This window comes from Kitasatospora sp. NPDC089797 (genome assembly GCF_040684795.1).
Taxonomy (GTDB): domain Bacteria; phylum Actinomycetota; class Actinomycetes; order Streptomycetales; family Streptomycetaceae; genus Kitasatospora.
In genome coordinates this window covers 188,598-209,643 of sequence record NZ_JBFBGS010000009.1, presented here as the reverse complement: position 1 = coordinate 209,643, position 21,046 = coordinate 188,598, and the positions used below count along the sequence as shown (strand labels likewise).

Here is a 21,046-nt window from a genome sequence, read left to right as displayed (position 1 = left end):
GGCGGGGCTCCCCCGTCGGGGAGCCCCGCCGTCGACCGGCCGATGAGCGGAGGACCTAGATCAGGCCGTCCAGCTCGCGCAGCAGCGCGGCCTTCGGACGGGCACCGGTGATCTGCTTCACCGGCTGGCCGCCCTTGTACAGGATCAGGGTCGGGATCGAGATGACGTTGTACTCGGCGGCGGTCACCTGGTTGGCGTCCACGTCGAGCTTGGCGATGGTCAGCTTGTCGCCGTGCTCGTCCGCGATCTCCTCCAGGATCGGGGCGACCTGGCGGCACGGGCCGCACCAGGTGGCCCAGAAGTCGACCAGTACGGGCTTGTCGCTCTCCAGGACGTCGGACTTGAACGTCGCGTCGGTGACGGTGGTGGTGGCGCCGGCCACGGGAACTCCTCGGGTTCGGACGGAGGGGGCTGCTGCCAGGTGAACAACGGGCGGGCCCGTTCTGTTTCTGCCTGGCCGGGGCGGGGGTGTTTCACGTGGAACACCCCCGCGGGGAGGGTCGGTCGGTGCGGGGAGGTCAGACCGCGACGGCGGCGGTCTTGTGCTCCGCGTCGTCCAGCGCGGCCAGGTAGCGCTCGGCGTCCAGCGCGGCGGAGCAGCCGGTGCCGGAGGCGGTGATCGCCTGGCGGTAGGTGTGGTCGACGACGTCGCCGGCGCCGAACACGCCCTCGAGGTTGGTCCGGGTCGAGGGGGACTCGACCTTCAGGTAGCCCTCGGCGTCGAGCTCCAGCTGGCCCTTGAACAGGTCGGTGCGCGGGTCGTGGCCGATCGCGATGAACAGGCCGGTGACGGCCAGCTCGCGGGTCTCGCCGTTGGTGGTGTCGCGCAGGGTGACGCCGGTCAGCTTCGGGTCGCCGTGGATGGCCTCGACCGCGCTGTCCCACTCGAAGCGGATCTTCGGGTCGGCGAAGGCACGCTCCTGCATCGCCTTGGAGGCGCGCAGGCTGTCGCGGCGGTGGATGATCGTGACGCTCTTGGCGAAGCGGGAGAGGAAGGTCGCCTCCTCCAGGGCGGTGTCGCCGCCGCCGACCACCGCGATGTCCTGGTCGCGGAAGAAGAAGCCGTCGCAGGTCGCGCACCAGGAGACGCCGCGACCGGAGAGCTTGTCCTCGTTCGGCAGGCCGAGCTTGCGGTGCTGGGAGCCGGTGGTGACGATCACGGCACGGGCCTTGTGCACGTTGCCCTCGGAGTCCGTGACGGTCTTGATGTCACCGGTGAGGTCGACCGCGACGATGTCGTCCGGGATCAGCTCGGCGCCGAAGCGCTCGGCCTGCGCCCGCATGTTGTCCATCAGCTCGGGGCCCATGATGCCGTCCCGGAAGCCGGGGAAGTTCTCCACCTCGGTGGTGTTCATCAGCGCACCACCGGCGGTGACGGCTCCCTCGAAGACCAGCGGCTTGAGGGAGGCACGGGCCGTGTAGAGCGCAGCCGTGTACCCGGCCGGGCCGGAACCGATGATGATCACGTTACGGACGTCGCTCACTGCTTCTCCTGGTTCGCATCGCGACCCGCGTTTGCTGCGGGGAGGGCGGTCCTGCTCCGCCGCCCGGGACAACGACTGACCAGTCTCTCGCATTCCCAGGCGGATCAGTACCAGGTGCCCGGACTCCGGAAGCGGCGTGGCGTCCTGGTCGTCGATCGCATGGGAACGGCTGCTCGGCTTCCGGGGTCGCTCGGCCGGGGGCGTTCAGTTTCCGGGGACGGTCCGGTGCAGGAGGACCGGGCCGCAGTCGGGGGAGCGCAGGTACACGTCCACGAAACCGGGCCGGCCGGGGGCCGGGTAGACCAGGACGTCGACCGGGGAGCCCTGGTAGCTGCCCCGGTCGGTGGCCAGCGGGGTGCCCGGGGCGGGGGCGCCGCAGGCCGGTGGCGGGGTGCCGGGGGTGCTCGCAGGGGTGCCCGGGCCGGAGAACTCCGGGCGGGCGCCGTCGGCCGGGGCGGCGTCGGACTTGGCGGGGCCGGTGGCGCGCAGTCCGGGTTCGGCACCGGCCCGGGTCAGCAGCTGCCGGACCTGTGCGGCGAGCCGGTCCTCCTGGTAGACGGTGCCGGGGCCGGCCGACTGCGGGGCGCGAACGTCCGGGGCACCGGTGGCGGAGGCGGTCGAGACGGCCGAGGCCGTGGCGGAGCCGGAGTCGTCGGACCGGTTCAGCAGCAGCGCGCCGCCGAGGCCGACGGCGGCCAGCGCGGCGGCGGTGCCGAGCAGCAGGGCGAACCGCCGGCGGCGGGGCCGGGCCCGACCGGGGCCGGAGGCCGCGGCGGGGCGGGACGGCGGCGCGGAGGGGGTGGAAGGGGCCTGGAGGCTCCGGGCGGCCGGGCCCGGGGTGGCCGACCGGTGGGCGGCGGCGGGGGCGCCTCGGGGGCCCTCCGGCGCGTTCTCGGGGGCGTGCTCCTCGGCGTGGCTCTCGGCGTGCTCCGCGGTGTGGTCCGCGGTGGCGTGGGCTTCCTCGGCCAGGGCGGCGGTCAGCCGGGCGGCGATGTCGGCGGGCATCGGTTCGGGCTCGACGGCGCCGAGCAGCGCCTGCACCTCGGCCAGGGCGTCGACGGTCTCGCGGCACTCGGCGCAGCCGGCCAGGTGCCGGTGCAGGGCGTCGGCGGCCGCGGCGGGCTCGACCAGGCCCTCGGCGAGGTCGGCGAGCTTCTCGACGGTGGGGTGGGCGTGGGCGCGGCCGGGTTCGGGGGAGGAGAGGGGGGCGGTCATCGCGTGCTCGCGTCTCCTTCCAACATCGTGCGGCCGGTGCTCGGGCCTGTCCCTGTGACGGTGCGGGGGCCGGTCGGGTTCCCCCGGGTGTCCCGGTGCGGCGGTGGCGCCCCGCGTCCGGAGGCCCCGCGCGCCGGTGTTTCACGTGAAACGTCCCGTCCGTCGGGCGCTTCGCCGCTCTCGCGCAGGTGCCGGACCAGGGGGAGCAGCCGGGCCCGGCCCCGGGCGCAGCGGCTCTTCACCGTGCCCACCGGTACGCCCAGCAGTTCGGCGGCCTCGGCGACCGGGTAGCCCTGCATGTCGACCAGGACCAGCGCGGCCCGCTGCTCGGCGGGCAGTTCGGCGAGCGCCGCGGCGAGTTCTCGGTGCAGTTCGGCCCGGACGACCGGGGAGTCGGCCGGCTCGGCGGCGCCGACCAGGCCGTCCAGCCGCTGCGGGTCCTCGTCCAGCGGGGTGGTGCGCCGGGTGGCACCGCGCCGGGCGCGGTCCAGGCAGGCGTTGACCACGATCCGGTGCAGCCAGGTGGTCACCGCCGAGCGTCCTTGGAAGCCGGCGGCGCCGCGGAAGGCGGAGACCAGGGCGTCCTGGAGGGCGTCGGCGGCCTCCTCGCGGTCGCCCAGGGTGCGCAGGGCGACCGCCCAGAGCCGGTCGCGGTGGCGGTTCACCAGCAGGCCGAAGGCCTCCCGGTCACCGGCGACGTGCCGGGCCAGCAGGGTCGCGTCGTCGTCCGTCACTGTCACCCCTCGGGCCCTTGCCGTCGTTCCGGTGCGCGGATCGTGCGGTCAGCCGGAGACCTTGACCTCGGCGACGTGGCCGCGGTACTTGCCGTCGGGATCCTTGTTCAGAGAGGTCAGCCAGATCAAGAGGTAGCGCGTGGTGACCGGTGAGTCGAGGGTGTAGTCGACGTTGGTCCCGGAGCGGTTCTTGCCGACGACGGTGAAGCCCTCCGGCCTGGCGCTCATCGGGCTGCCGGCGGCGGCACCGGTGGGCACCCGCACCTCCGCGGCCTGCTCCCCGCCCTGGAACAGGACGTTGACGGAGGAGACCGACTGGGGGGAGCCGAGGTCGATCATCAGCCCGGTGCCCGACTTGAGGGCGGGCGGCTTGGGACCGAGCTGGTCCACGTACCAGCCGGTGGTCCAGGCGGTGTTCGGGTCGCCGTCGATGGCGTTCTTCACCGAGTCGGTGCCCTCGGGCCCGTCGCCCAGCGGGTTGTACGACTCCGCGCCCTTGATGGTGAGCGGCACCGGGGTGTGGGCCGTCGAGTGCGCGCTCGGCGCGGTGGAGCTGACGGAGGTCTGCGGGGTGGCGGCGGCCTGCCCGTTGTTGCGCAGGCTGCCGACGAACTGCCAGGAGGCGACGCCGATCGCGCCCAGCGCGACCGTCCAGGCGGTGGCCTTGACCACCCGGCGCAGTCGGCGCTTGGTGCGCCGTGCGGCGGTCGGCCGGGAGGACGGCGGCAGCGGGGCGACGGTGGTGTCGGCGACCCGGGTGGGGTTGGGCGCGGTGGGCAGGGCGTGGGTGTTGTGCCGGGGCGGGGCCTGGAAGACCGGCAGCGCCGGTTCGGGCTGGCGGATCCGGGGCATGGCGGCGATCGCCCGGACCAGCTCCTCCGGGGTGGTGATCGGCTCCGCGTGGTGCGGCGGGTGGTCGGACAGGGCGCGCGCCGCGAGCTCGGACAGGCCCTTGTGGACGCCCGCGCGGACCTGGTCCGGGGCGGCGTTCTGCAGGCCCTTGGGCAGGCCCTTGAGGTCGTAGCGGTCCTCGGGGTACGGCCAGCGGTGGGTGAGTGCGGCGAACAGCAGGGCGCCGATCGCCCGGGTGTCGGTGCGCTGGGCGTCCTCGGTGGAGTCCTCCGGGGGCAGCCCGCGCAGGGCGGCGTCCACCGCGATGCCGTTGATCCGGTACTGGCCGCTGTCGGTGCGCAGCACGCAGCGCGGGGTGAGCCGCAGGTGGGCCTGGCCGCGCCGGTGGGCGGCGGCGACCGCGTCGGCGACCTGGCGGACCATCTGGTACGCCTCGTGCGGCTCCATCGGGCCGTCGGCGAGCAGCTTGGCGAGGTCGGAGGCGTGCGGCAGCCACTCCCGCACGACGAAGACCAGCTCGTTCTCCTGGACGGCGTCCAGCACCTGGACGAAGCGCGGGTCGCCGAGCAGGGCCGCGGACTTGGCGGCGGCCAGCACCTTGCGGGCCCGCTGGTGGCCGGAGGCCATCAGGTGGACGCCGACGGCCCGGCGCAGCTTCTCGTCGACGGCGCGCCAGCTGCTGAAGGTCTCGGTCTGGGAGATGCACTCCTCCAGCCGGTACCGGTTGCCGACCTTGTCGCCGCTGTGCCGCATCGGCGCGGGGAGGGTGCGCGGGAGGGTGGCGGTGTCGCGCGGGTCGACGGTGGGCTGGGGGTCGGTCGGGCGGCGCCGGTCGGGCGCGGCCTCCGGCGCGGGCTTGCGGCCGGCCTTCTTCCCGGCGGAGCCGGCCGCCAGTTCGGCGGCGATCTCCTGGACCGAGAGCGGGGCGGTGATCTCCGAGGTCTCCTCGCTGACGGGGCCCTCCGGGCCGGGCTCCGCAGGAGCGTCCCCGGGGGTGTCCTCGTCGGCGGCCGCGGGAGGGTCTGCGGGGGTGTCCGGGGCGGGCGCGTCGGCGGAGCCCGCCGGGGCGGTCCTCCTGCCCCCGAGCTCGTCGATCGCCGCGGCCAGTGCGGCCTCGTCCGCCGCCGCGTCAGCTGCTGACGTGTCGACGACCGCCTTGGTGCCATCAGCCACCGTGGTCCTGCCTCCCCTTGTGTCGCCCCGGCCTGAGAGAGTCGCTGGAGCGCGCGGATCGGCCGCCCTGTGCTCCAGGACAATTGTGCCCACTCTTCTCCACCGGGTACGACCGCTGAAGGGTCCGCTCGGTTGCACGCGGGTGGAGAGATGTGGTGCAGATCCGACACCGGGCCGCCACCTGGTGGTCCGGGGGGCGGCCCGGCCGCCGGTGGCGGCCCGGAATCCGGCCGGACGGGCCGGGGCGGAGTCCGCCCCGGTTGACGCCCGTTCAGGGCGCCCGCCCGTCCGGCCGGTTGGTCGGTCGGTCAGCGGCCGAGTCGGCCGCGGACCATGCCCAGCATGGCGTTCAGTTCCTCGATCCGCAGGCGCTTCGCGATGAACACGAACACCAGCAGCTGGAGGCCGCCGGCCAGCAGCACCGACAGGACGCTGCCCGCCCAGCCGGCCAGCACCTGCTGGACCGCCAGGCTGACGCCCAGACCGACCACCGCGGCCGGGACGGAGGCGGCGGCCAGCCGGCTGTAGGTCTTGGTGATCCGCTTGGTGTCCAGCCCGCCGATCTTCTTCTTCAGCTTCGGCACCGCGACCATCACTCCGACGGCGTAGGCGAGGCCGTAGCCGAGGGCCATGCCGGTCACGGTCCACTGCGCGGGCAGCGCGACCCAGCAGACCAGTGAGAAGCCCGCCTGGCAGACGGCCACCCAGACGGTGTTGGAGAACGGCGTCCGGGTGTCCTCGTAGGCGTAGAAGCCGCGCAGCATCACGTACTGGGCCGAGTACGGGATCAGCCCGAGCGCGAAGGCCGAGAGCATCAGGCCGACGTTGGTCGCGTTGTCCAGGGCCGTCCCGCCGCCGCCGACCGCGTAGATCGAGCGGCCGATCGCCGGGCCGAGCGCCAGGAACAGGAAGGCCGCCGGGACGACCGCCACGGCCGTGGTGCGCAGCCCGTACGACAGGTCGTCCCGGACCGCTCCGGCGTCCTCGTCGGCCGCCGACCGGGAGAGCCGGGGGAGCACCGCGCTCATGATCGAGACGGTGATGACGGCCTGCGGGAGCTGCCAGATCAGCAGGGCGTTGGAGAAGGCCGACAGGCCGACACCGCCGTGACCGCCCTGCTCGGCGGCGCTGCCGGCGGCGGTGGCCAGCTGGGTGATGACCAGGTAGCCGGCCTGGTTGGCGAGCACGAAGAAGAAGGTCCACTTGGCGAGCCGGGCGGCCTTGCCCAGGCCGTGGCCGCGCCAGTCGAAGCGCGGCCGGAAGTGGAAGTCCGCGGCCCGCAGGTACGGGATCATCGCCAGCGACTGGACCACCAGGCCGAGCAGGGTGCCCAGGCCGAGCAGCCGGACGCCCTCCGGGGAGATGGTCTCCGGGGTGATCTGGGTGCCGTTGTAGCCCCCGTAGACCCAGATGTACGCGCCGAAGGTGAAGATCACCACGATGTTGTTGAGGACCGGGGTCCACATCATCGCGCCGAACCGGCCGCGGGCGTTGAGGATCTGGCCCATCACCACATGGACGCCCATGAAGAAGATGGTCGGCAGGCAGTACCGGGCCAGTGCGACCGTGGTGTCGGCGCGGGCCGGGTTGGTCATCATCGGGTGCGCGATCAGCTGGACCAGCAGGGGCGCCCCGAGCACGGCCAGGAACACCACGCCGCCGAGGCCGACCATCACCAGGGTGAGCAGCCGGTTGGCGTAGGCGGTGCCGCCGTCGTCGTCGTTCTTCATGCTGCGCACCAGCTGCGGCACGAAGACCGCGTTCAGCGCGCCGCCGCCGATCAGGATGTACAGCAGGGTCGGCAGGGTGTTCGCCGCGTTGTACGAGTCACCCATGACCGCGATGCCGATCGCGCCGGCGATGACCATGGTGCGCAGGAAGCCGGTGCCGCGGGAGACCAGGGTGCCGGCCGCCATGATCGCGCTGGAGTTCAGCAGGCTGGCGACCTTGCCACCGCCGGCGGCCGGGGCGGCCTCGGGTGCGGCCGCCGGCCGGGCGGCCTGCTCCTCGGCGAGGTCCGCCAGCGGCTCGACCGCCGGGGGCACCGCCACGGCGGCCACCTGCATGGTGGCCTCCTCCTCGGAGAGCGGCGGGTCGAACTCGATCGGCGGGACGAAGGGGCGCTGCCCGTCCGGGCCGCCGTGCTGCGGGTGCCCCGGGTAGCCGCCCGTCGGCGGGTACGGAGCGGGGGCGACCGGCGGCACCGGAGCGGCCGGGGGCGTCTGCCCGGCCGGCTGGGCCGGGGCGGGCTGGGGCACCGGCGGCTGGGCCGCGGCCTCGGCCGGGCGGCCGCCGAACAGCGCGTCCACGCCGACGTACTCGGTGGTCTCGGTGTCCCACGCGGAGTGCGCCGGGCCCGGCTGCCACTGCGGCTGGGGCTGGCTCCACGGGCCGGGGGCCTGGACGGGCGCCGGGGCCGGGGCGGCCTGCTGCGGCCAGCCGGTCTGCACCGGGGTGTCCCAGCCGGGCTGCACCGGCGGCACCGGGGGCGTGAAGGGCTCGGCCGGCACCGGCGTCGGGTAGCCGCCGCCCTGCGGCGGCAGCTGCGGCGGCACGTCGTACGCGGTGACCGGCGGCGGCGCCGCGGCGGGCCGCCCGGTCTGGAGGCCGTACGGGTCCTGGCCGTCCTGCGCGGTCCGGTACGCCTCCGCGGCGTACGGGTCCTGGGCGTAGGTGTCGGCCACGTACCAGTCGCCGGACGGCGACTCGGCGCCCGGCCGGCTCTCACCGCGGCCCGGCGGCCGCTCCTCGCTGCGCCCGGTCATGTCACCTCTTCGCTGTCGTGGGGGGTGGCCGGCCCGGCGTTGTGGGGGGTCGGCGGTATCAAGGACCAACCTTCTCATCACCGGCGGTCCGATCCCGGCCATCCGGGCTGCTGGCGCGCGGTGTCTGCGCGGGATCGCCGTCCGTGCCGCCGTCCCCGGCGGCCGGCCCGGCGTCGCCGCCCGGGGTGTCCGCGGTGTCGGGGGCCTCCGGCTCCGCGGCGGCGGCGCCCTGCGGGCCGTCCGTCGCCGGGCCGTCGCCGATCGGCTGGTCGCCGTCCTCGTGCGGCTGCCCGCCGTGCCGCTTGCGCTGGCGGACGAAGCGCAGGGCGGCCAGCAGGAGCAGCACGGCGGCGCCGGCGAAGACGTACAGCACCCCGTTGGTCACCGAGGTGACCTCGACGGTGAAGATCTGCGGCTCGCCGTAGGGCCGGGAGTCGGGGCCGGTGGTGTACAGCTGGGCGGTCATCTGGACCGGGCCGTTGCTGCGGGCCTCGGCGTTGAACCGCAGGGTGACGCTCTGCGAGGCCGGCAGGACGAGGGACGCCTCGTCGCCCACCCGCAGTCTGTTCGGCTGGTTCGAGGTGAGCCGCAGTTTCAGGTTGGTGACCGTCTGGGTGAGGTCGTTGCGCACGCTGACCTGCAGCTGGCCGGTGTCCCCGGCCAGGGTGACCACGTTCTTCTTGGGCACCTGGACGGCGTCCCGGAGCTCTATCAGGTACTTGCCGACCCCCGCGCGGTAGGCGTCGCCGGCCGGGGCCTGGGCGCGCCACTCGGTGGACAGCGAGCGGACCATGGCGGCGCTGAACGGGCCGCGCACCCGCTGCGGCAGGGTGAGCACCCGCATCAGGGTGTCCAGGTCGTCCTGGATCTTGTCGGTGCTGCTCAGGGCGGCGGCCGGCAGCTCGGAGGCCCGGACCTGGGTCGGGTAGTCGGCGGGCGACGGGACGGTGGTGTTGGCCTTCGGGTCCGGAGCGGACTGGGCCAGCGCGTCCAGCTTCACCGGGGTCAGCCACCTGTCGGGCGCGGTCGCCGTCTGGAGCGCGTCGGCCAGCACCTTGGCGGTGTTGGCGGTCATCTCGCGGGCCGGCATGACCAGCAGGCCGCGCTGGTTCTGCGGCTGCTCGTGGGTGATCGCGTAGGTCTCGGCGAGGAAGCGCTGGGCCGCCTCGGACTGGTCCTTCGGGGTGTTGAGGTCCTTCTGGAACAGCGCGGAGACCGTGTCGTCGGCGACCACGGCGGTCTGGCCGTTGCCGATCGGGCGCACCGCGGTCAGGGTGTAGTTGACCGAGTCCGGGTCGGGCATGCTCGTGCCGTTGGCCAGCACCAGGCTGCTGCCCGCCAGCCGGGCGATGCCGGTGATCTGCTGGTCGAGGTAGCCCTGGTACGGCCAGGCGACGTCGGAGCGGGTGTCCACGGAGAGCCGGCCCTCGACGGTCAGCCGCCCGGCCGTGGCGGCCTTGTTCAGGGCGGTGCCCATGCCGGCCAGGTCCGAGCCGTTGTGGGCGATCGAGGCGAGGTCCGGGTCGGCGTACGGCAGCGCGATGACCTGGTCGGCCGGCTTGGCGACGGCCGCCCGCAGCTTGGTCAGCCAGGCCTCGGCGGCGGCCGAGGGCTGGCGCTGGACGGTGTTGTCCTCCTTGGCGGGCTTGCCGGAGGCCTCGCTGCCCGGCTTCTGCACCCGGTACTGCTTGGTCATCGCGAACGCGGCGTCCAGCAGGTCCGGGTCGACCACCCAGGTCAGCCCGTTCAGCTTGGAGCCGGTGTCGACCAGCTCGTACAGCCGGCCGCCGGGCGCGAGCTCGGTGGCCAGGCTGTCGTCGCGCAGCACCGGGACGGTCTGGTCGTTCTCGGCGTAGGTCTGTGCGGCCAGCACCGGCGCGTGCACCAGCGGCCAGAGCGTGGTGACCTTCGTCGGCTGGGCCCCGTTGGTGCCCTGGACGTACGGCAGGAAGGTGCGGGCGATGCCCAGCGGCCGGTCGCGCGGGTTGTCGGCGGTCGAACCCCAGGCGTCCACCGCGAGTTCGTAGACGCCGCTGTCGGACAGCCCGAGGTCGCTGACCGCGACGCTGAGGGTGTACGGCTGGCTCTGACCCGGGTTCAGCTCCGGCAGGGCGTACTGCGGGCTGTCCAGCTCCGTCCCGTCCTCGCCCTTCGGGGTGGTCCGGGAGGCGACGCCCTGGAGCTCGCTGCGCCGCTGGAGGGGCTTGCTGGAGACCGGCTTGCGGACCGCCGCGTGGGCGCCCTTGAGCGCCGACTTGCCGGAGTTGGTGACGTGCCCGGTGATGGACACCGTCCCGTTCTGCGCGGCCAGCTGCGGGCTGACCGTGTCGATGGTCACCACCACCGGGTACTCCGCGGTGGCCGCGACGTCGGTGGCCGGGCGGATGTTGCCGCCGGCCGGCAGCGCCATCGCGGGAGCGGCCGTGAACAGGGTCAGGGCGGCCGCGCAGACGGCGGCGAAGCGGCGGGCGCGGCCGCGACGGCGCCGTCCGTCGATGGGGTGCCCGGTGGGATCCGTGGTGCGTCCAGGCTGTCGGTGCGCCCCCAGGCCCGAGTGCCGTGCCGGCTCACTCACTCGATTTCGCCCTCGCCGTTCTGTTCGATCGCTCGCTGCTGATGCTGTCCGCCCGGCGCTGGCGCCCGACGTTCCCCGCTCGACGTTCTTCGCTCGACGCCGTACGCCACCCTGCTGCCGCGGAGGGTTCCGTCGGCACGGCGGTACGCGACACCGCATCCCCGGCTCCGGTGTCCGCGACTCGTCCACCGGCATGGTAACGATCCAGCCAGGCGCGCAGTGTTGCGGGCTCTGGGGTGAGACGCCCAAAACGCGCGGGCGGTTGACCTTCCGGGGCACGTACCCTTGTGAGCCGTGTCCACTGCCAATGAGCCCACCGCGCGCACCGACCGTTCCAGCACCCCCGGACAGGTCGTCCCAGGCCTGAGCGAGGCCCAGACCCTGGGGTTGCAAGAGCTGCTGCGGGTGTCGCCGGTGGCCGACGAGATCGCCCGCCGGTTCCAGGCGGCCGGTCACCGGCTGGCGCTGGTCGGCGGCTCGGTGCGGGACGCGCTGCTCGGCCGGCTCGGCAACGACCTGGACTTCACCACGGACGCCCGGCCGCAGCAGGTGCTCAAGCTGGTCAAGGGCTGGGCGGACGCGGTCTGGGACGTCGGCATCGCCTTCGGCACCGTCGGCGCCCGCAAGGACACCCCCGAGGGGTCCTTCCTGATCGAGATCACCACCTACCGCTCCGAGGCGTACGACCGCACCTCGCGCAAGCCCGAGGTGAGCTACGGCGACACCATCGAGCAGGACCTCGTCCGCCGGGACTTCACGGTCAACGCGATGGCCGTCGACCTGCCCGGCCGCGGCTTCGTCGACCCCCACCACGGCCTGGAGGACCTCGAGGCCCGGGTGCTGCGCACCCCGGCCACCCCCGAGGAGTCCTTCTCCGACGACCCGCTGCGGATGATGCGGGCCGCCCGCTTCGCCGCCCAGCTGGACTTCGAGCCGGCGCCCGAGGTGGTCGCGGCGATGGCCGCGATGGCCGAGCGGATCACCATCGTCTCGGCCGAGCGGGTGCAGGCCGAGCTGAACAAGCTGCTGCTGGCCGAGCACCCGGTGAAGGGCCTGCGGCTGCTGGTCGACACCGGCCTGGCCGGGTACGTGCTGCCGGAGCTGCCCGCGCTGCGGCTGGAGCGCGACGAGCACCACCGGCACAAGGACGTCTACGAGCACTCGCTGACCGTCCTGGAGCAGGCCATCGACCTGGAGCAGGACGGCCCGGACCTCACCCTGCGACTGGCCGCGCTGCTGCACGACATCGGCAAGCCGCGCACCCGCCGCTTCGAGTCGGACGGCCGGGTCTCCTTCCACCACCACGAGGTGGTCGGCGCCAAGATGACCCGCAAGCGGATGCGCGAGCTCAAGTACTCCAAGGAGCTCACCGAGGACGTCTCGCGCCTGGTCGAGCTGCACCTGCGCTTCCACGGCTACGGCGGCGGCGAGTGGACCGACTCCGCGGTGCGCCGCTACGTCGCGGACGCCGGGCCGCTGCTGGTGCGCCTGCACGCGCTGACCCGCTCCGACTGCACCACCCGCAACCGGAAGAAGGCGGCCGCGCTCTCGCGCACCTACGACGGCCTGGAGGAGCGGATCGGCCAGCTGGCCGCACAGGAGGAGCTGGACGCCATCCGCCCGGCGCTGGACGGCAACCAGATCATGGAGCTGCTCGGGCTGAAGCCGGGCCCGCAGGTCGGCAAGGCCTACAAGCACATGCTCGAACTGCGGCTGGAGAACGGGCCGATGGAGCACGAGGACGCGGTCGCGGCGCTGCGGGCCTGGTGGGCCGAGCAGCCGCAGGGCTGACCGTCGCGCGGCGGCCGCCCCCTGCCGGGGAGGCGGCCGCCGCGGGCGTTCCGGCTCAGTTGTTGATGTGCTTCAGGCAGAGCACGTAGTCCAGCGAGGGGAACTTGGTGTAGGTGCGGGTGTAGGTGCTGTCCGACTTCGGCTGCTTCTCGCAGACCTTCTCGTCCGAGGTGGCGAGGTACTTGAAGACCACCTTGTACTGGGCCTTGGGGTCGGTGCAGGCCAGCACGGTGATCTTCGGGTGGTCGTCGGCGGTCGCGCCGCTGCTGTTCTCGTTGCGCAGGCAGTCGCCGACGGCGGCGCTGTCCACGTCGTTCCTGGGAGTGGACGGCGGCACGGTGATGCTCGGCAGCGTGAAGGACGGCACCGGCAGCGGGGTGTGGCTGTAGGTGGGCATCGGCCGGGGCGACGGCGAGAAGACGACGGTGTCGGCCGGTGTCGGCGAGGCGACCGGGGTGCCCGGGTCGTTCTTCGGGCCGATCACACCGGTGACGACCAGGATCCCGGTGGTCAGCATCGCCACCGGCACCAGCAGCATCGCCAGCTGGGGGCGGGCGGTGAGCGGCCGGCCCGGGTCGAGCTGCGGACCGTGGCTGCCCGGGACGGGCGGCGGCAGCCGCTTGATCCGGTGGTGGGCGCCGAGGTTGAGCAGCAGCGTGATCAGGGTCAGCAGTGGCGAGACCCAGCTCCACCAGCCCTGGACGAGCGTCCGGGCGGACATGTCGCGGACGGTGGCCGTCCCGCAGGTGTGGCAGTACGGGCCGTGCATCCGCAGCATCCGCCAGGCGACGATCAGGCCCTGGTGGCCGCGGACGGTGGCGCGCACGGCCGGGAAGCCGCCGCAGAAGCGGCAGTGCTCGCCCTCCGTCGGGGCCGGCGGCGGGTAGCCGTAACCGTAGCCGGGCGGCTGGGCGCCGTAGGGCTGGGCGCCGTACGGCTGGGCCGGCGGCGGGGGGCCCGGGTAGCCGTACCCGGGCGGCGGCGGGGGCGGTGCGCTGTACGGGCCGCCGGCGTACGGGGTGTCGGCGTACGGGTTGCCCTCGCCGGGGGGTGGGCCGTAGGGCTGCTGGGGTGGAGGCGGAGGCGGAACGGACAAGGGATCCCCCGGGGAAACGATGATGGCGGAAGGGTCAGGACTTCTTCACCGGCGGATAGCCGGTGGTGGGGGTCAGGGGGCCGAGGCAGAGCACGTACCGCGTCTTGTTCCAGCGGCGGCCGCTCTTGCCCGAGACGGCGCTGGTGGTCTGCGGGGTCTGCCGGCAGCGGGCCACGTCGGTGGTGCCGGTGAACTTCGACAGGACCTTGTAATTCGCCTTGCTGTCAGTGCAGTTGACGACCTCGACGGCGCGCGGGCCGGTCACCCGGACGCAGTCGCCGGGTTTGGCGCTGTTGACGCTCGGGCCGCTCAGGAAGTAGCCGACCGCGAGCGCGACGCAGCCGCCGACCACGCCGGCGATCCGCAGCTTGGCGCGGGCGCCGCGCTTGGCCGGCGGCTGCGCCGCCGCGGCGGGCCGGGGGTAGCCGTACGGCCCGGTGGGCTCCTGCTGGCCGTACGGTGCCTGGCCGTAAGGGGCCTGGCCGTAGGGCTGCTGGGGGTACGGCACCTGGGGCGGTGCTCCGTACGGCGGCGGGGCGGTCTGCTGCCGGCCGTACGGCGGCTGGGCGTAGTCGGCCGGGGGCGGGCCGAAGCCGGGCGCCGCGGGTGGCGGCGGTCCGTACGGGCCGGTCGGTGTGCTCATCAGATCGTCCCCCGAGGCCGAGTGCTGTCGTTCCGACAGGTTTACGTACCTTAGCGACCCGGTCGGACGCAATCAGTCGGTTCGTCGTACGGGATTTCGGGACGAGGCGGTGGCGATTCCGGTGCCGTCCGGGCTCACCGGGCGTCGCCGGGGAGCGGACCGGACCGCCGGGCCGCCCGGAGGTAGAGCACCGCGGTCAGCGCGTAGACCACGGCCACCCCGACGACCACCGTGACGGAGCGGCCGGACAGCGGCAGCACCAGGGCGGTGACCAGGGCGGCGGCCACGAAGGCGACGTTGAACAGCACGTCGTAGATGGCGAAGACCCGGCCGCGGAACTCGTCCTCGACCGACTCCTGCACCACGGTGTCGGCGCAGATCTTGGTGCCCTGGGTGACCACCCCGAGCAGCAGCGCGGCGAGCAGCGTGGGGACCGGGGCGAAGAACAGGCCCAGCGCCGGGACGAAGACCACCGGGGCGAGCAGGCAGACCGTCATCCAGCCGGCCAGACCGAGCCGGCGGGTGCACCACGGGCTGACCAGCGCGGCGACGAAGAACCCGGCGGCCGACAGACCGACGGCCTGGCCGAGGGTGGCGAGGCCGGCCGCGCTGTCGGTCGGGTCGTTGAAGGTGTACCGGGCGAGCATCACCACCACCACGATCAGCACCCCGTAGCAGAACCGGGCCGCGGTGACGGCGGCCAGCGCGTGCACCGCGGGGCGGCAGTCCCGGACCAGGTGGCGGACGGCGGCGCCGAGTTCGACCGCGGCCCGCACCAGCGCCTGGCCGAGCGCGGGGCGCTCGGCGTGCCGGTCCGGGCCGAGCAGGTCGCGGTCCATCCGGCGGGCGGCCAGCGCCGCCGACAGGTAGAGCAGCGAGGCGACGGTGACCAGCGCGGCGTCCGCCTTCGGCCCGGGGGCCATCAGCTGGTGCAGCAGGAAGCCCAGGCCGCCGCCGGTGGCCGCGGCGACCGTCCCGAGGGTGGGGGAGAGGGCGTTGGCGGTGACCAGCCGGTCCTGCTCGACCACTCGGGGCAGGGCGGCCGAGAGGCCGGCCAGGATGAACCGGTTGAGCGCGGTGACCAGCAGCGCCGAGGCGAAGAACAGCCAGGTCGGCGCCTGGGCCAGGAGCAGCGCGCCGGTGCCCAGCCCCAGCCCGAAGCGGGCCAGGTTGCCGAAGTAGAGCACCTGGCGACGGCGCCAGCGGTCCAGCAGCACCCCGGCGAACGGGCCGATCACCGAGAACGGCAGCAGCATCACGGCCAGCACCGAGGCGATGTCGGCGGGGGAGGACTGCTTCTCGGGGGAGAAGACCACGTAGGCGGCGAGCGAGACCTGGAAGACGCCGTCCGAGAGCTGGGAGAGGACCCGGGCGGTGAGCAGTCGGCGGAAGTCCCGGCCGCGGAGCAGACCGAGGAGCGTGGCGCGGTGCGCGGACTGGTGGGTGCTGCCGTTCTCGGTGATCGCCACCCGCCCAGAGTGCCATGGAACCGGTCGCCGTTTCACGTGAAACATTCGCTGCGGGAACGTGAAGGGCCCACGATCAGGTGATCGTGGGCCCTTCCGGGGAGCTACCGGCTCCGACCGGACGTCAACGCCGTGTTCAGCGCTCGACCTCGCCGCGGATGAACTTCTCGACGTTCTCCTTGGCCTCGTCGTCGAAGTACTGGACCGGCGGGGACTTCATGAAGTACGAGGAGGCCGACAGGATCGGGCCGCCGATGCCGCGGTCCTTGGCGATCTTCGCGGCGCGGACGGCGTCGATGATGACACCGGCGGAGTTCGGGGAGTCCCAGACCTCGAGCTTGTACTCCAGGTTCAGCGGGACGTCGCCGAACGCGCGACCCTCCAGACGGACGTAGGCCCACTTGCGGTCGTCCAGCCAGGCCACGTAGTCCGAGGGACCGATGTGGACGTTCTTGGCGCCCAGCTCGCGGTCGCGGATCTGCGAGGTGACGGCCTGGGTCTTGGAGATCTTCTTGGACTCCAGGCGCTCGCGCTCGAGCATGTTCTTGAAGTCCATGTTGCCGCCGACGTTCAGCTGCATGGTGCGCTCGAGGATGACACCGCGGTCCTCGAACAGCTTGGCCATCACGCGGTGCGTGATGGTCGCGCCGACCTGGGACTTGATGTCGTCACCGACGATCGGCACGCCGGCCTCGGTGAACTTGTCCGCCCACTCCTTGGTGCCCGCGATGAACACCGGCAGGGCGTTCACGAAGGCGACCTTGGCGTCGATGGCGCACTGGGCGTAGAACTTGGCCGCGGCCTCGGAACCGACGGGCAGGTAGCAGACCAGGACGTCGACCTGCTTGTCCTTGAGGACCTGGACGACGTCGGCCGGGGTCTCGTCCGACTCCTCGATGGTCTCCCGGTAGTACTTACCCAGGCCGTCGAGGGTGTGGCCGCGCTGGACGGTCACGCCGGTCGGCGGGACGTCGCAGATCTTGATGGTGTTGTTCTCGCTGTTGCCGATGGCGTCGGCCAGGTCGAAGCCGACCTTCTTGGCGTCGACGTCGAAGGCGGCGACGAACTCCACGTCACGTACGTGGTAGTCACCGAACTGGACGTGCATCAGGCCGGGGACCTTGCCGGCCGGGTCGGCGTCCTTGTAGTACTCGACACCCTGCACCAGCGACGCGGCGCAGTTGCCCACGCCCACGATGGCTACGCGAACCGAACCCATTCCGGTTGCTCCCTGTGATCTCATGAGGGCCGTCGGGGCCGACGGCACTCGTCCTGCTTCTTCGAATGACTGCTTGTACGGGCGCGCGGGGCGCCCACTCCTGCCGCGCGGCACGGGGCTGGCGCGGTGTCAGCGCTCCTGGGCGGAGCGCCCCGGGCGGTCGTACGGTGGCCCGGACGGGTCGGCGGACCCGGTCTCCCGGCCACGGCCGTCCGAAGTCGTGGGGGGTACGGCGGTGTTGCTCCCGCCGACGGAGGGCCGGCCGGTGCGGTTGGCCCGCTCGGTCTCGATCAGCTCGTTGAGCCACCGGACCTCGCGCTCCACCGACTCCAGGCCGTGCCGCTGGAGTTCGACGGTGTAGTCGTCGAACCGCTCGCGGGCCCGGGCCAGTGAACTGCGCATCCGCTCCAGGCGCTCCTCCAGCCGGCTGCGGCGGCCTTCCAGGACGCGCATCCGCACGGCCCGGTCGGTCTGGCCGAAGAAGGCGAAGTGGACGCCGAAGCGCTCGTCCTCCCAGGCGTCCGGACCGGAGTCGGCGAGCAGTTCCTCGAACCGCTGCTTGCCCTCGGGGGAGAGCCGGTAGACGATCTTCGACCGCTTGCCGTTGAGCGCGGTGGCCGGGACGTACTCGACGTCCGGGTTGTCCTCGACCAGGAAACCCTGGGCGACCAGGCTCTTCAGGCACGGGTAGAGCGTTCCGTAGGAGAGCGCCCGCAACGCTCCGAGCAGGATGTTGAGCCGCTTGCGCAGCTCGTAGCCGTGCATCGGGGCGTCGTGGAGCAGCCCGAGAACGGCGAACTCCAACACTCCTGAGCGCCTGCCCACTGTCGTCGTCCTCCTCCCGCTCGGCCACCGGTCCGGCCGCTGCATCGGCGGTATACCGCTTCGATGTATCGGCTCGATATATCGAGAACAGTAAACCCGACCTCCGGAAGGGGCAAGGGGGGCACGCGTGAATGTGATCACAAGCCGACGCGCGGGTGGGGTTGGCAACGGGCGTGTAATGATCTGACGCCGTTTTGCGGTCATTGGCGACTGATGCCCGATTAGGTGGGATTCACCGCTGCGTACGCTGTCGCGTGTGCACGAGGACCAACCTCCGGGGTTAGGGCGGTCCGAGCATCGGACAGGAACCCTGCCTTCAGGCCGACCGGGCCTGGCGAGGAGCGGCTGGAAACATGAGTGAGCGACGGCGAAGGACGCCCAACCCGGGCGGTGACGGGCAGCAGCCCCCGGGAGGCGGCGGCCGTCGGGGAGGCCCCGGCCCCGACGAGCTGGGCTCGGACGGGATGGGCCGTCGACGCCAGCCGGGTGTCCGGGAGACCGCCCAGCAGCCCCGGATGGGCCGTGCCGAGATGCGCAAGGCCGCGCAGAAGAAGGGCAAGGGGGGTGGCCGGCGCGGTGCCGCGGCCGCTTCCGCCGCCGCGGCGGCCGGCCCCGGCAAGAAGCGCTTCATCGACTACCCGCGCTGGGGCAAGACGGGTGTCCGGCGCTGGGTACCGTCCTGGAAGCAGTGGCTGAGCGCCTTCCTGCTGTTCTTCGCCACCGGCGTGGCCGTGGTGTTCTACCTGTACCAGACCACCACCGTCCCGCAGCTCAAGGACCTGGTGCGGGACCAGAACACCATCTACTACTGGGCCGACGGTTCGGAGATGACCCGCAAGGGCGAGACCAACCGGCAGATCGTCGAGCTCAACGACATCAGCCCCAACCTGCAGAACGCCGTCATCTCGGCCGAGAACGAGACCTTCCGCACCGACAGCGGCATCGACCCCAAGGGCATGCTGCGCGCCGTCTACAACATGGCGAAGGGCGGTGAGACCCAGGGCGCCTCGACGATCACCCAGCAGTACGTGAAGAACGCCTACCTGAGCCAGGAGCAGACCCTCAGTCGCAAGCTGAAGGAGTTCTTCATCACGCTGAAGGTCAATCAGACCACCAGCAAGGAGGACATCCTCAAGGGCTACCTCAACACCAGCTGGTTCGGTCGCAACGCCAACGGCGCCCAGGCCGCCGCCCAGGCGTACTACGGGGTCAACGCCAAGGACCTGAACCTCTGCCAGAGCGCCATGCTGGCCGGGCTGTTGAAGGGGGCCAACTACTACGACCCCTCCAAGCCCGCCAACCACGACCGGGCCGTTGATCGCTGGAAGTGGATCCTGGACCGGATGGTGACCACCCACAACACCACGCCGGAGGAGCGGGCGAAGTGCACCACCTTCCCCGAGCCGATCGCGCCGAAGTCCAGCTCCAACATGAACGGTGAGATCAGCTACCTGGTCGACACCGCCAACCAGTACGTGATGACCACCGACAAGTCGATCACCCAGCAGATGATCGACAAGGGCGGTCTGAAGGTCTACACCACCTTCGAGAAGGACAAGGTCGACGCCCTGAAGAAGGCCGTCGACGACGTCAAGGCCGAGAACCTCGACCCGCAGAAGCGTCCCAACAACGACACCTTCGTCCAGTTCGGCGCCGCCAGCATCAAGCCCGGTGACGGCGCGATGGTCGCCATCTACGGCGGTGACGGCGTGGAGAACGGCCACTTCGACAACAACGCCAACGCCGGCGGTGTGCAGGTCGGCTCGACCTTCAAGCCCTTCGTGCTGGCCACCGCGATGCAGACCGGGGTGCTGACCGCGAAGGACGCCGACGGCAAGCCGAAGCGGATCAACGCCGACAGCCGCTACCTCGCCGACGACATGTCCGAGATCCGCAAGCCGGACGGCTCGCTGGTGATCGGCGACGACGGCAAGCCCTACCGGCAGAAGAACGAGGACTCCGGCAAGCGCGGCTACGTCTCCCTGCGGCAGGCCATGCAGTACTCGTACAACGTGCCCTTCGTCCAGCTGAACCAGGACGTCGGCGGCCCGGCGGTGGCCGACATGGCCGTGCAGATGGGCATCAAGCGGGAGAGCCTGGCCGACCCGAAGACCGCGACCTTCCCGCTCGGCACTTCCACCATCAGCCCGATCCGGATGGCCACCGGCTACGGCACCCTGGCCGCCAGCGGCAAGGAGGCCGAGCCCTACTCGGTCACCAAGGTCGAGGTGGACGGCAGGGAGCGCCCAGGCTTCGGCAAGAAGGACGTCAAGGTCGCGCTGGAGCCGGCCGTCGCGGACAACGTCACCGACGTGCTGGTGAACGTGGCCAAGAACGGTACCGGTAGCAAGACCAATACCCTGGGCCGTCCGGTGGCCGGCAAGACCGGTACCACCGACCAGAACAAGTCGGCCTGGTGGGTCGGCTACACCCCGCAGCTGGTGACCAGCGTCGCGATGTGGCGCGAGGACCCGAGCAAGCACGACCGGGAGTCGCTCAACGGCACCGGCGGCATGGAGTCCATCCACGGTGGTGCCATCCCCACCGACATCTTCACCCGGTACATGAAGGCCGCCCTGGCCAACGAGAAGAAGATGGACTTCCCGACCCCCCAGCCGGTCGGCACCGAGGTGGACTCCTCCGGCGCGCCGTCCACGGCCTCCGCGTCGGCCAGCCAGAGCCCGAGCCCCACGGCTACCACCCAGGAGCCCCAGCAGCCGACCCAGGCGCCCAACCAGCCGCAGCCGCCGCAGCCCACCCACGACGGGGGCTGTGTGCCGGGCGTCGACTGCCAGCCGACCGCACCGCCGAGCTCCAGCACCCACAAGCCGAGGCCGTCGGACACCTGCGGCGGCGTCCTGGGCGGCCTCACCTGCCCGTCGACGCCGCCGCCCGGCGGCACCGGGAACGGTGGTACCGGCAACGGCGGTACCGGCAACGGTGGCACGGGCAACGGTGGTACCGGCAACGGTGGTACCGGCAACGGTGGCACGGGCAACGGTGGCACCGGGAACGGCGGGACCGGGGGCAAGCAGACCCCGGGCAGCGCCGGCGGCAGCCTCCAGGGCGGCGGCGCGGCAGGATAGCGGCCCGGTCCGGCCGCTGACGCGGTTCGGACACCCGGAACGGCGGTGGCGGTCCTCCTCGGAGGGCCGCCACCGCCGTTTCGTCACGTTTCGCCGCCGACGCCCCACCGGCACCGCCGGAC

At 72.6% G+C, this 21,046-nt stretch carries 14 protein-coding genes; 2 read left to right on the top strand and 12 right to left on the bottom strand.

Translation table 11 applies throughout. The annotated features are described in order from the left end of the window. Positions 1-55: 55 nt before the first annotated feature. The 7 genes from trxA to AB0O91_RS09890 all read right to left on the bottom strand — a co-directional run bounded on the left by trxA (position 56) and on the right by AB0O91_RS09890 (position 10,798). Complete coding sequence (gene trxA, locus AB0O91_RS09920; protein WP_363429804.1) at positions 56-382, bottom strand: thioredoxin; 327 nt, start codon at positions 380-382, stop codon at positions 56-58. 136 nt (positions 383-518) lie between these two features. Further along, positions 519-1,484, bottom strand: a complete 966-nt coding sequence (trxB, locus tag AB0O91_RS09915; protein WP_363429802.1) for a thioredoxin-disulfide reductase — start codon at positions 1,482-1,484, stop codon at positions 519-521. Positions 1,485-1,688: 204 nt separating this feature from the next. After that, the gene (locus AB0O91_RS09910) at positions 1,689-2,699 is read right to left on the bottom strand and encodes a hypothetical protein (protein ID WP_363429800.1); all 1,011 of its coding nucleotides are present in this window, start codon (positions 2,697-2,699) and stop codon (positions 1,689-1,691) included. Next, positions 2,696-3,433 carry an RNA polymerase sigma factor SigM gene (gene sigM, locus AB0O91_RS09905; protein ID WP_363429798.1) on the bottom strand — a complete coding sequence of 246 codons (738 nt, stop codon included), beginning with the start codon at positions 3,431-3,433 and terminating at the stop codon, positions 2,696-2,698. The genes AB0O91_RS09910 and sigM overlap by 4 nt, the downstream gene beginning before the upstream one ends. 48 nt (positions 3,434-3,481) lie before the next feature. Next, positions 3,482-5,458 (bottom strand): protein kinase family protein, encoded by a 1,977-nt coding sequence (locus AB0O91_RS09900; protein WP_363429796.1) that lies wholly within the window; start codon positions 5,456-5,458, stop codon positions 3,482-3,484. Positions 5,459-5,766: 308 nt separating this feature from the next. Next, positions 5,767-8,223 carry a murein biosynthesis integral membrane protein MurJ gene (murJ, locus tag AB0O91_RS09895; protein WP_363429794.1) on the bottom strand — a complete coding sequence of 819 codons (2,457 nt, stop codon included), beginning with the start codon at positions 8,221-8,223 and terminating at the stop codon, positions 5,767-5,769. A gap of 58 nt (positions 8,224-8,281) precedes the next feature. Next, the gene (locus tag AB0O91_RS09890) at positions 8,282-10,798 is read right to left on the bottom strand and encodes a DUF6049 family protein (protein ID WP_363429792.1); all 2,517 of its coding nucleotides are present in this window, start codon (positions 10,796-10,798) and stop codon (positions 8,282-8,284) included. Between the two features lie 363 nt (positions 10,799-11,161). Here AB0O91_RS09890 and AB0O91_RS09885 point away from each other — a divergent pair, with 363 nt between their 5' ends. Beyond that, entirely contained in the window at positions 11,162-12,589 is a 1,428-nt protein-coding gene (locus AB0O91_RS09885) for a CCA tRNA nucleotidyltransferase (protein WP_363429824.1), read from the top strand. 55 nt (positions 12,590-12,644) lie between these two features. On the opposite strand, the gene AB0O91_RS09880 is transcribed toward AB0O91_RS09885, so the two are convergent. The 5 genes from AB0O91_RS09880 to AB0O91_RS09860 all read right to left on the bottom strand — a co-directional run bounded on the left by AB0O91_RS09880 (position 12,645) and on the right by AB0O91_RS09860 (position 17,838). Then, complete coding sequence (locus AB0O91_RS09880) at positions 12,645-13,685, bottom strand: hypothetical protein (RefSeq protein WP_363429790.1); 1,041 nt, start codon at positions 13,683-13,685, stop codon at positions 12,645-12,647. Between the two features lie 34 nt (positions 13,686-13,719). Then, positions 13,720-14,328, bottom strand: a complete 609-nt coding sequence (locus AB0O91_RS09875) for a hypothetical protein (RefSeq protein ID WP_363429788.1) — start codon at positions 14,326-14,328, stop codon at positions 13,720-13,722. A 134-nt stretch (positions 14,329-14,462) separates the two neighbouring features. After that, positions 14,463-15,797 carry an MFS transporter gene (locus AB0O91_RS09870; RefSeq protein WP_363429786.1) on the bottom strand — a complete coding sequence of 445 codons (1,335 nt, stop codon included), beginning with the start codon at positions 15,795-15,797 and terminating at the stop codon, positions 14,463-14,465. Positions 15,798-15,930: 133 nt separating this feature from the next. Beyond that, on the bottom strand, positions 15,931-17,013 hold the full coding sequence (locus AB0O91_RS09865) for an inositol-3-phosphate synthase (RefSeq protein WP_363429784.1): 1,083 nt from the start codon (positions 17,011-17,013) through the stop codon (positions 15,931-15,933). A gap of 129 nt (positions 17,014-17,142) precedes the next feature. Continuing rightward, entirely contained in the window at positions 17,143-17,838 is a 696-nt protein-coding gene (locus AB0O91_RS09860) for a helix-turn-helix transcriptional regulator (protein ID WP_363429782.1), read from the bottom strand. A gap of 353 nt (positions 17,839-18,191) precedes the next feature. On the opposite strand from AB0O91_RS09860, the gene AB0O91_RS09855 reads away from it, so the two are divergent. Beyond that, complete coding sequence (locus AB0O91_RS09855) at positions 18,192-20,924, top strand: transglycosylase domain-containing protein (RefSeq protein ID WP_363429780.1); 2,733 nt, start codon at positions 18,192-18,194, stop codon at positions 20,922-20,924. Positions 20,925-21,046 lie beyond the last annotated feature (122 nt).

What these genes read in the sequence shown, in the direction of transcription:
- AB0O91_RS09910 (WP_363429800.1), bottom strand. Translation starts at nt 2,699, where the DNA reads ATGACCGCCCCCCTCTCCTCCCCCGAACCCGGCCGCGCCCACGCCCAC.
- murJ (WP_363429794.1), bottom strand. Translation starts at nt 8,223, where the DNA reads ATGACCGGGCGCAGCGAGGAGCGGCCGCCGGGCCGCGGTGAGAGCCGG.
- AB0O91_RS09875 (WP_363429788.1), bottom strand. Translation starts at nt 14,328, where the DNA reads ATGAGCACACCGACCGGCCCGTACGGACCGCCGCCACCCGCGGCGCCC.
- AB0O91_RS09865 (WP_363429784.1), bottom strand. Translation starts at nt 17,013, where the DNA reads ATGGGTTCGGTTCGCGTAGCCATCGTGGGCGTGGGCAACTGCGCCGCG.
- AB0O91_RS09855 (WP_363429780.1), top strand. Translation starts at nt 18,192, where the DNA reads ATGAGTGAGCGACGGCGAAGGACGCCCAACCCGGGCGGTGACGGGCAG.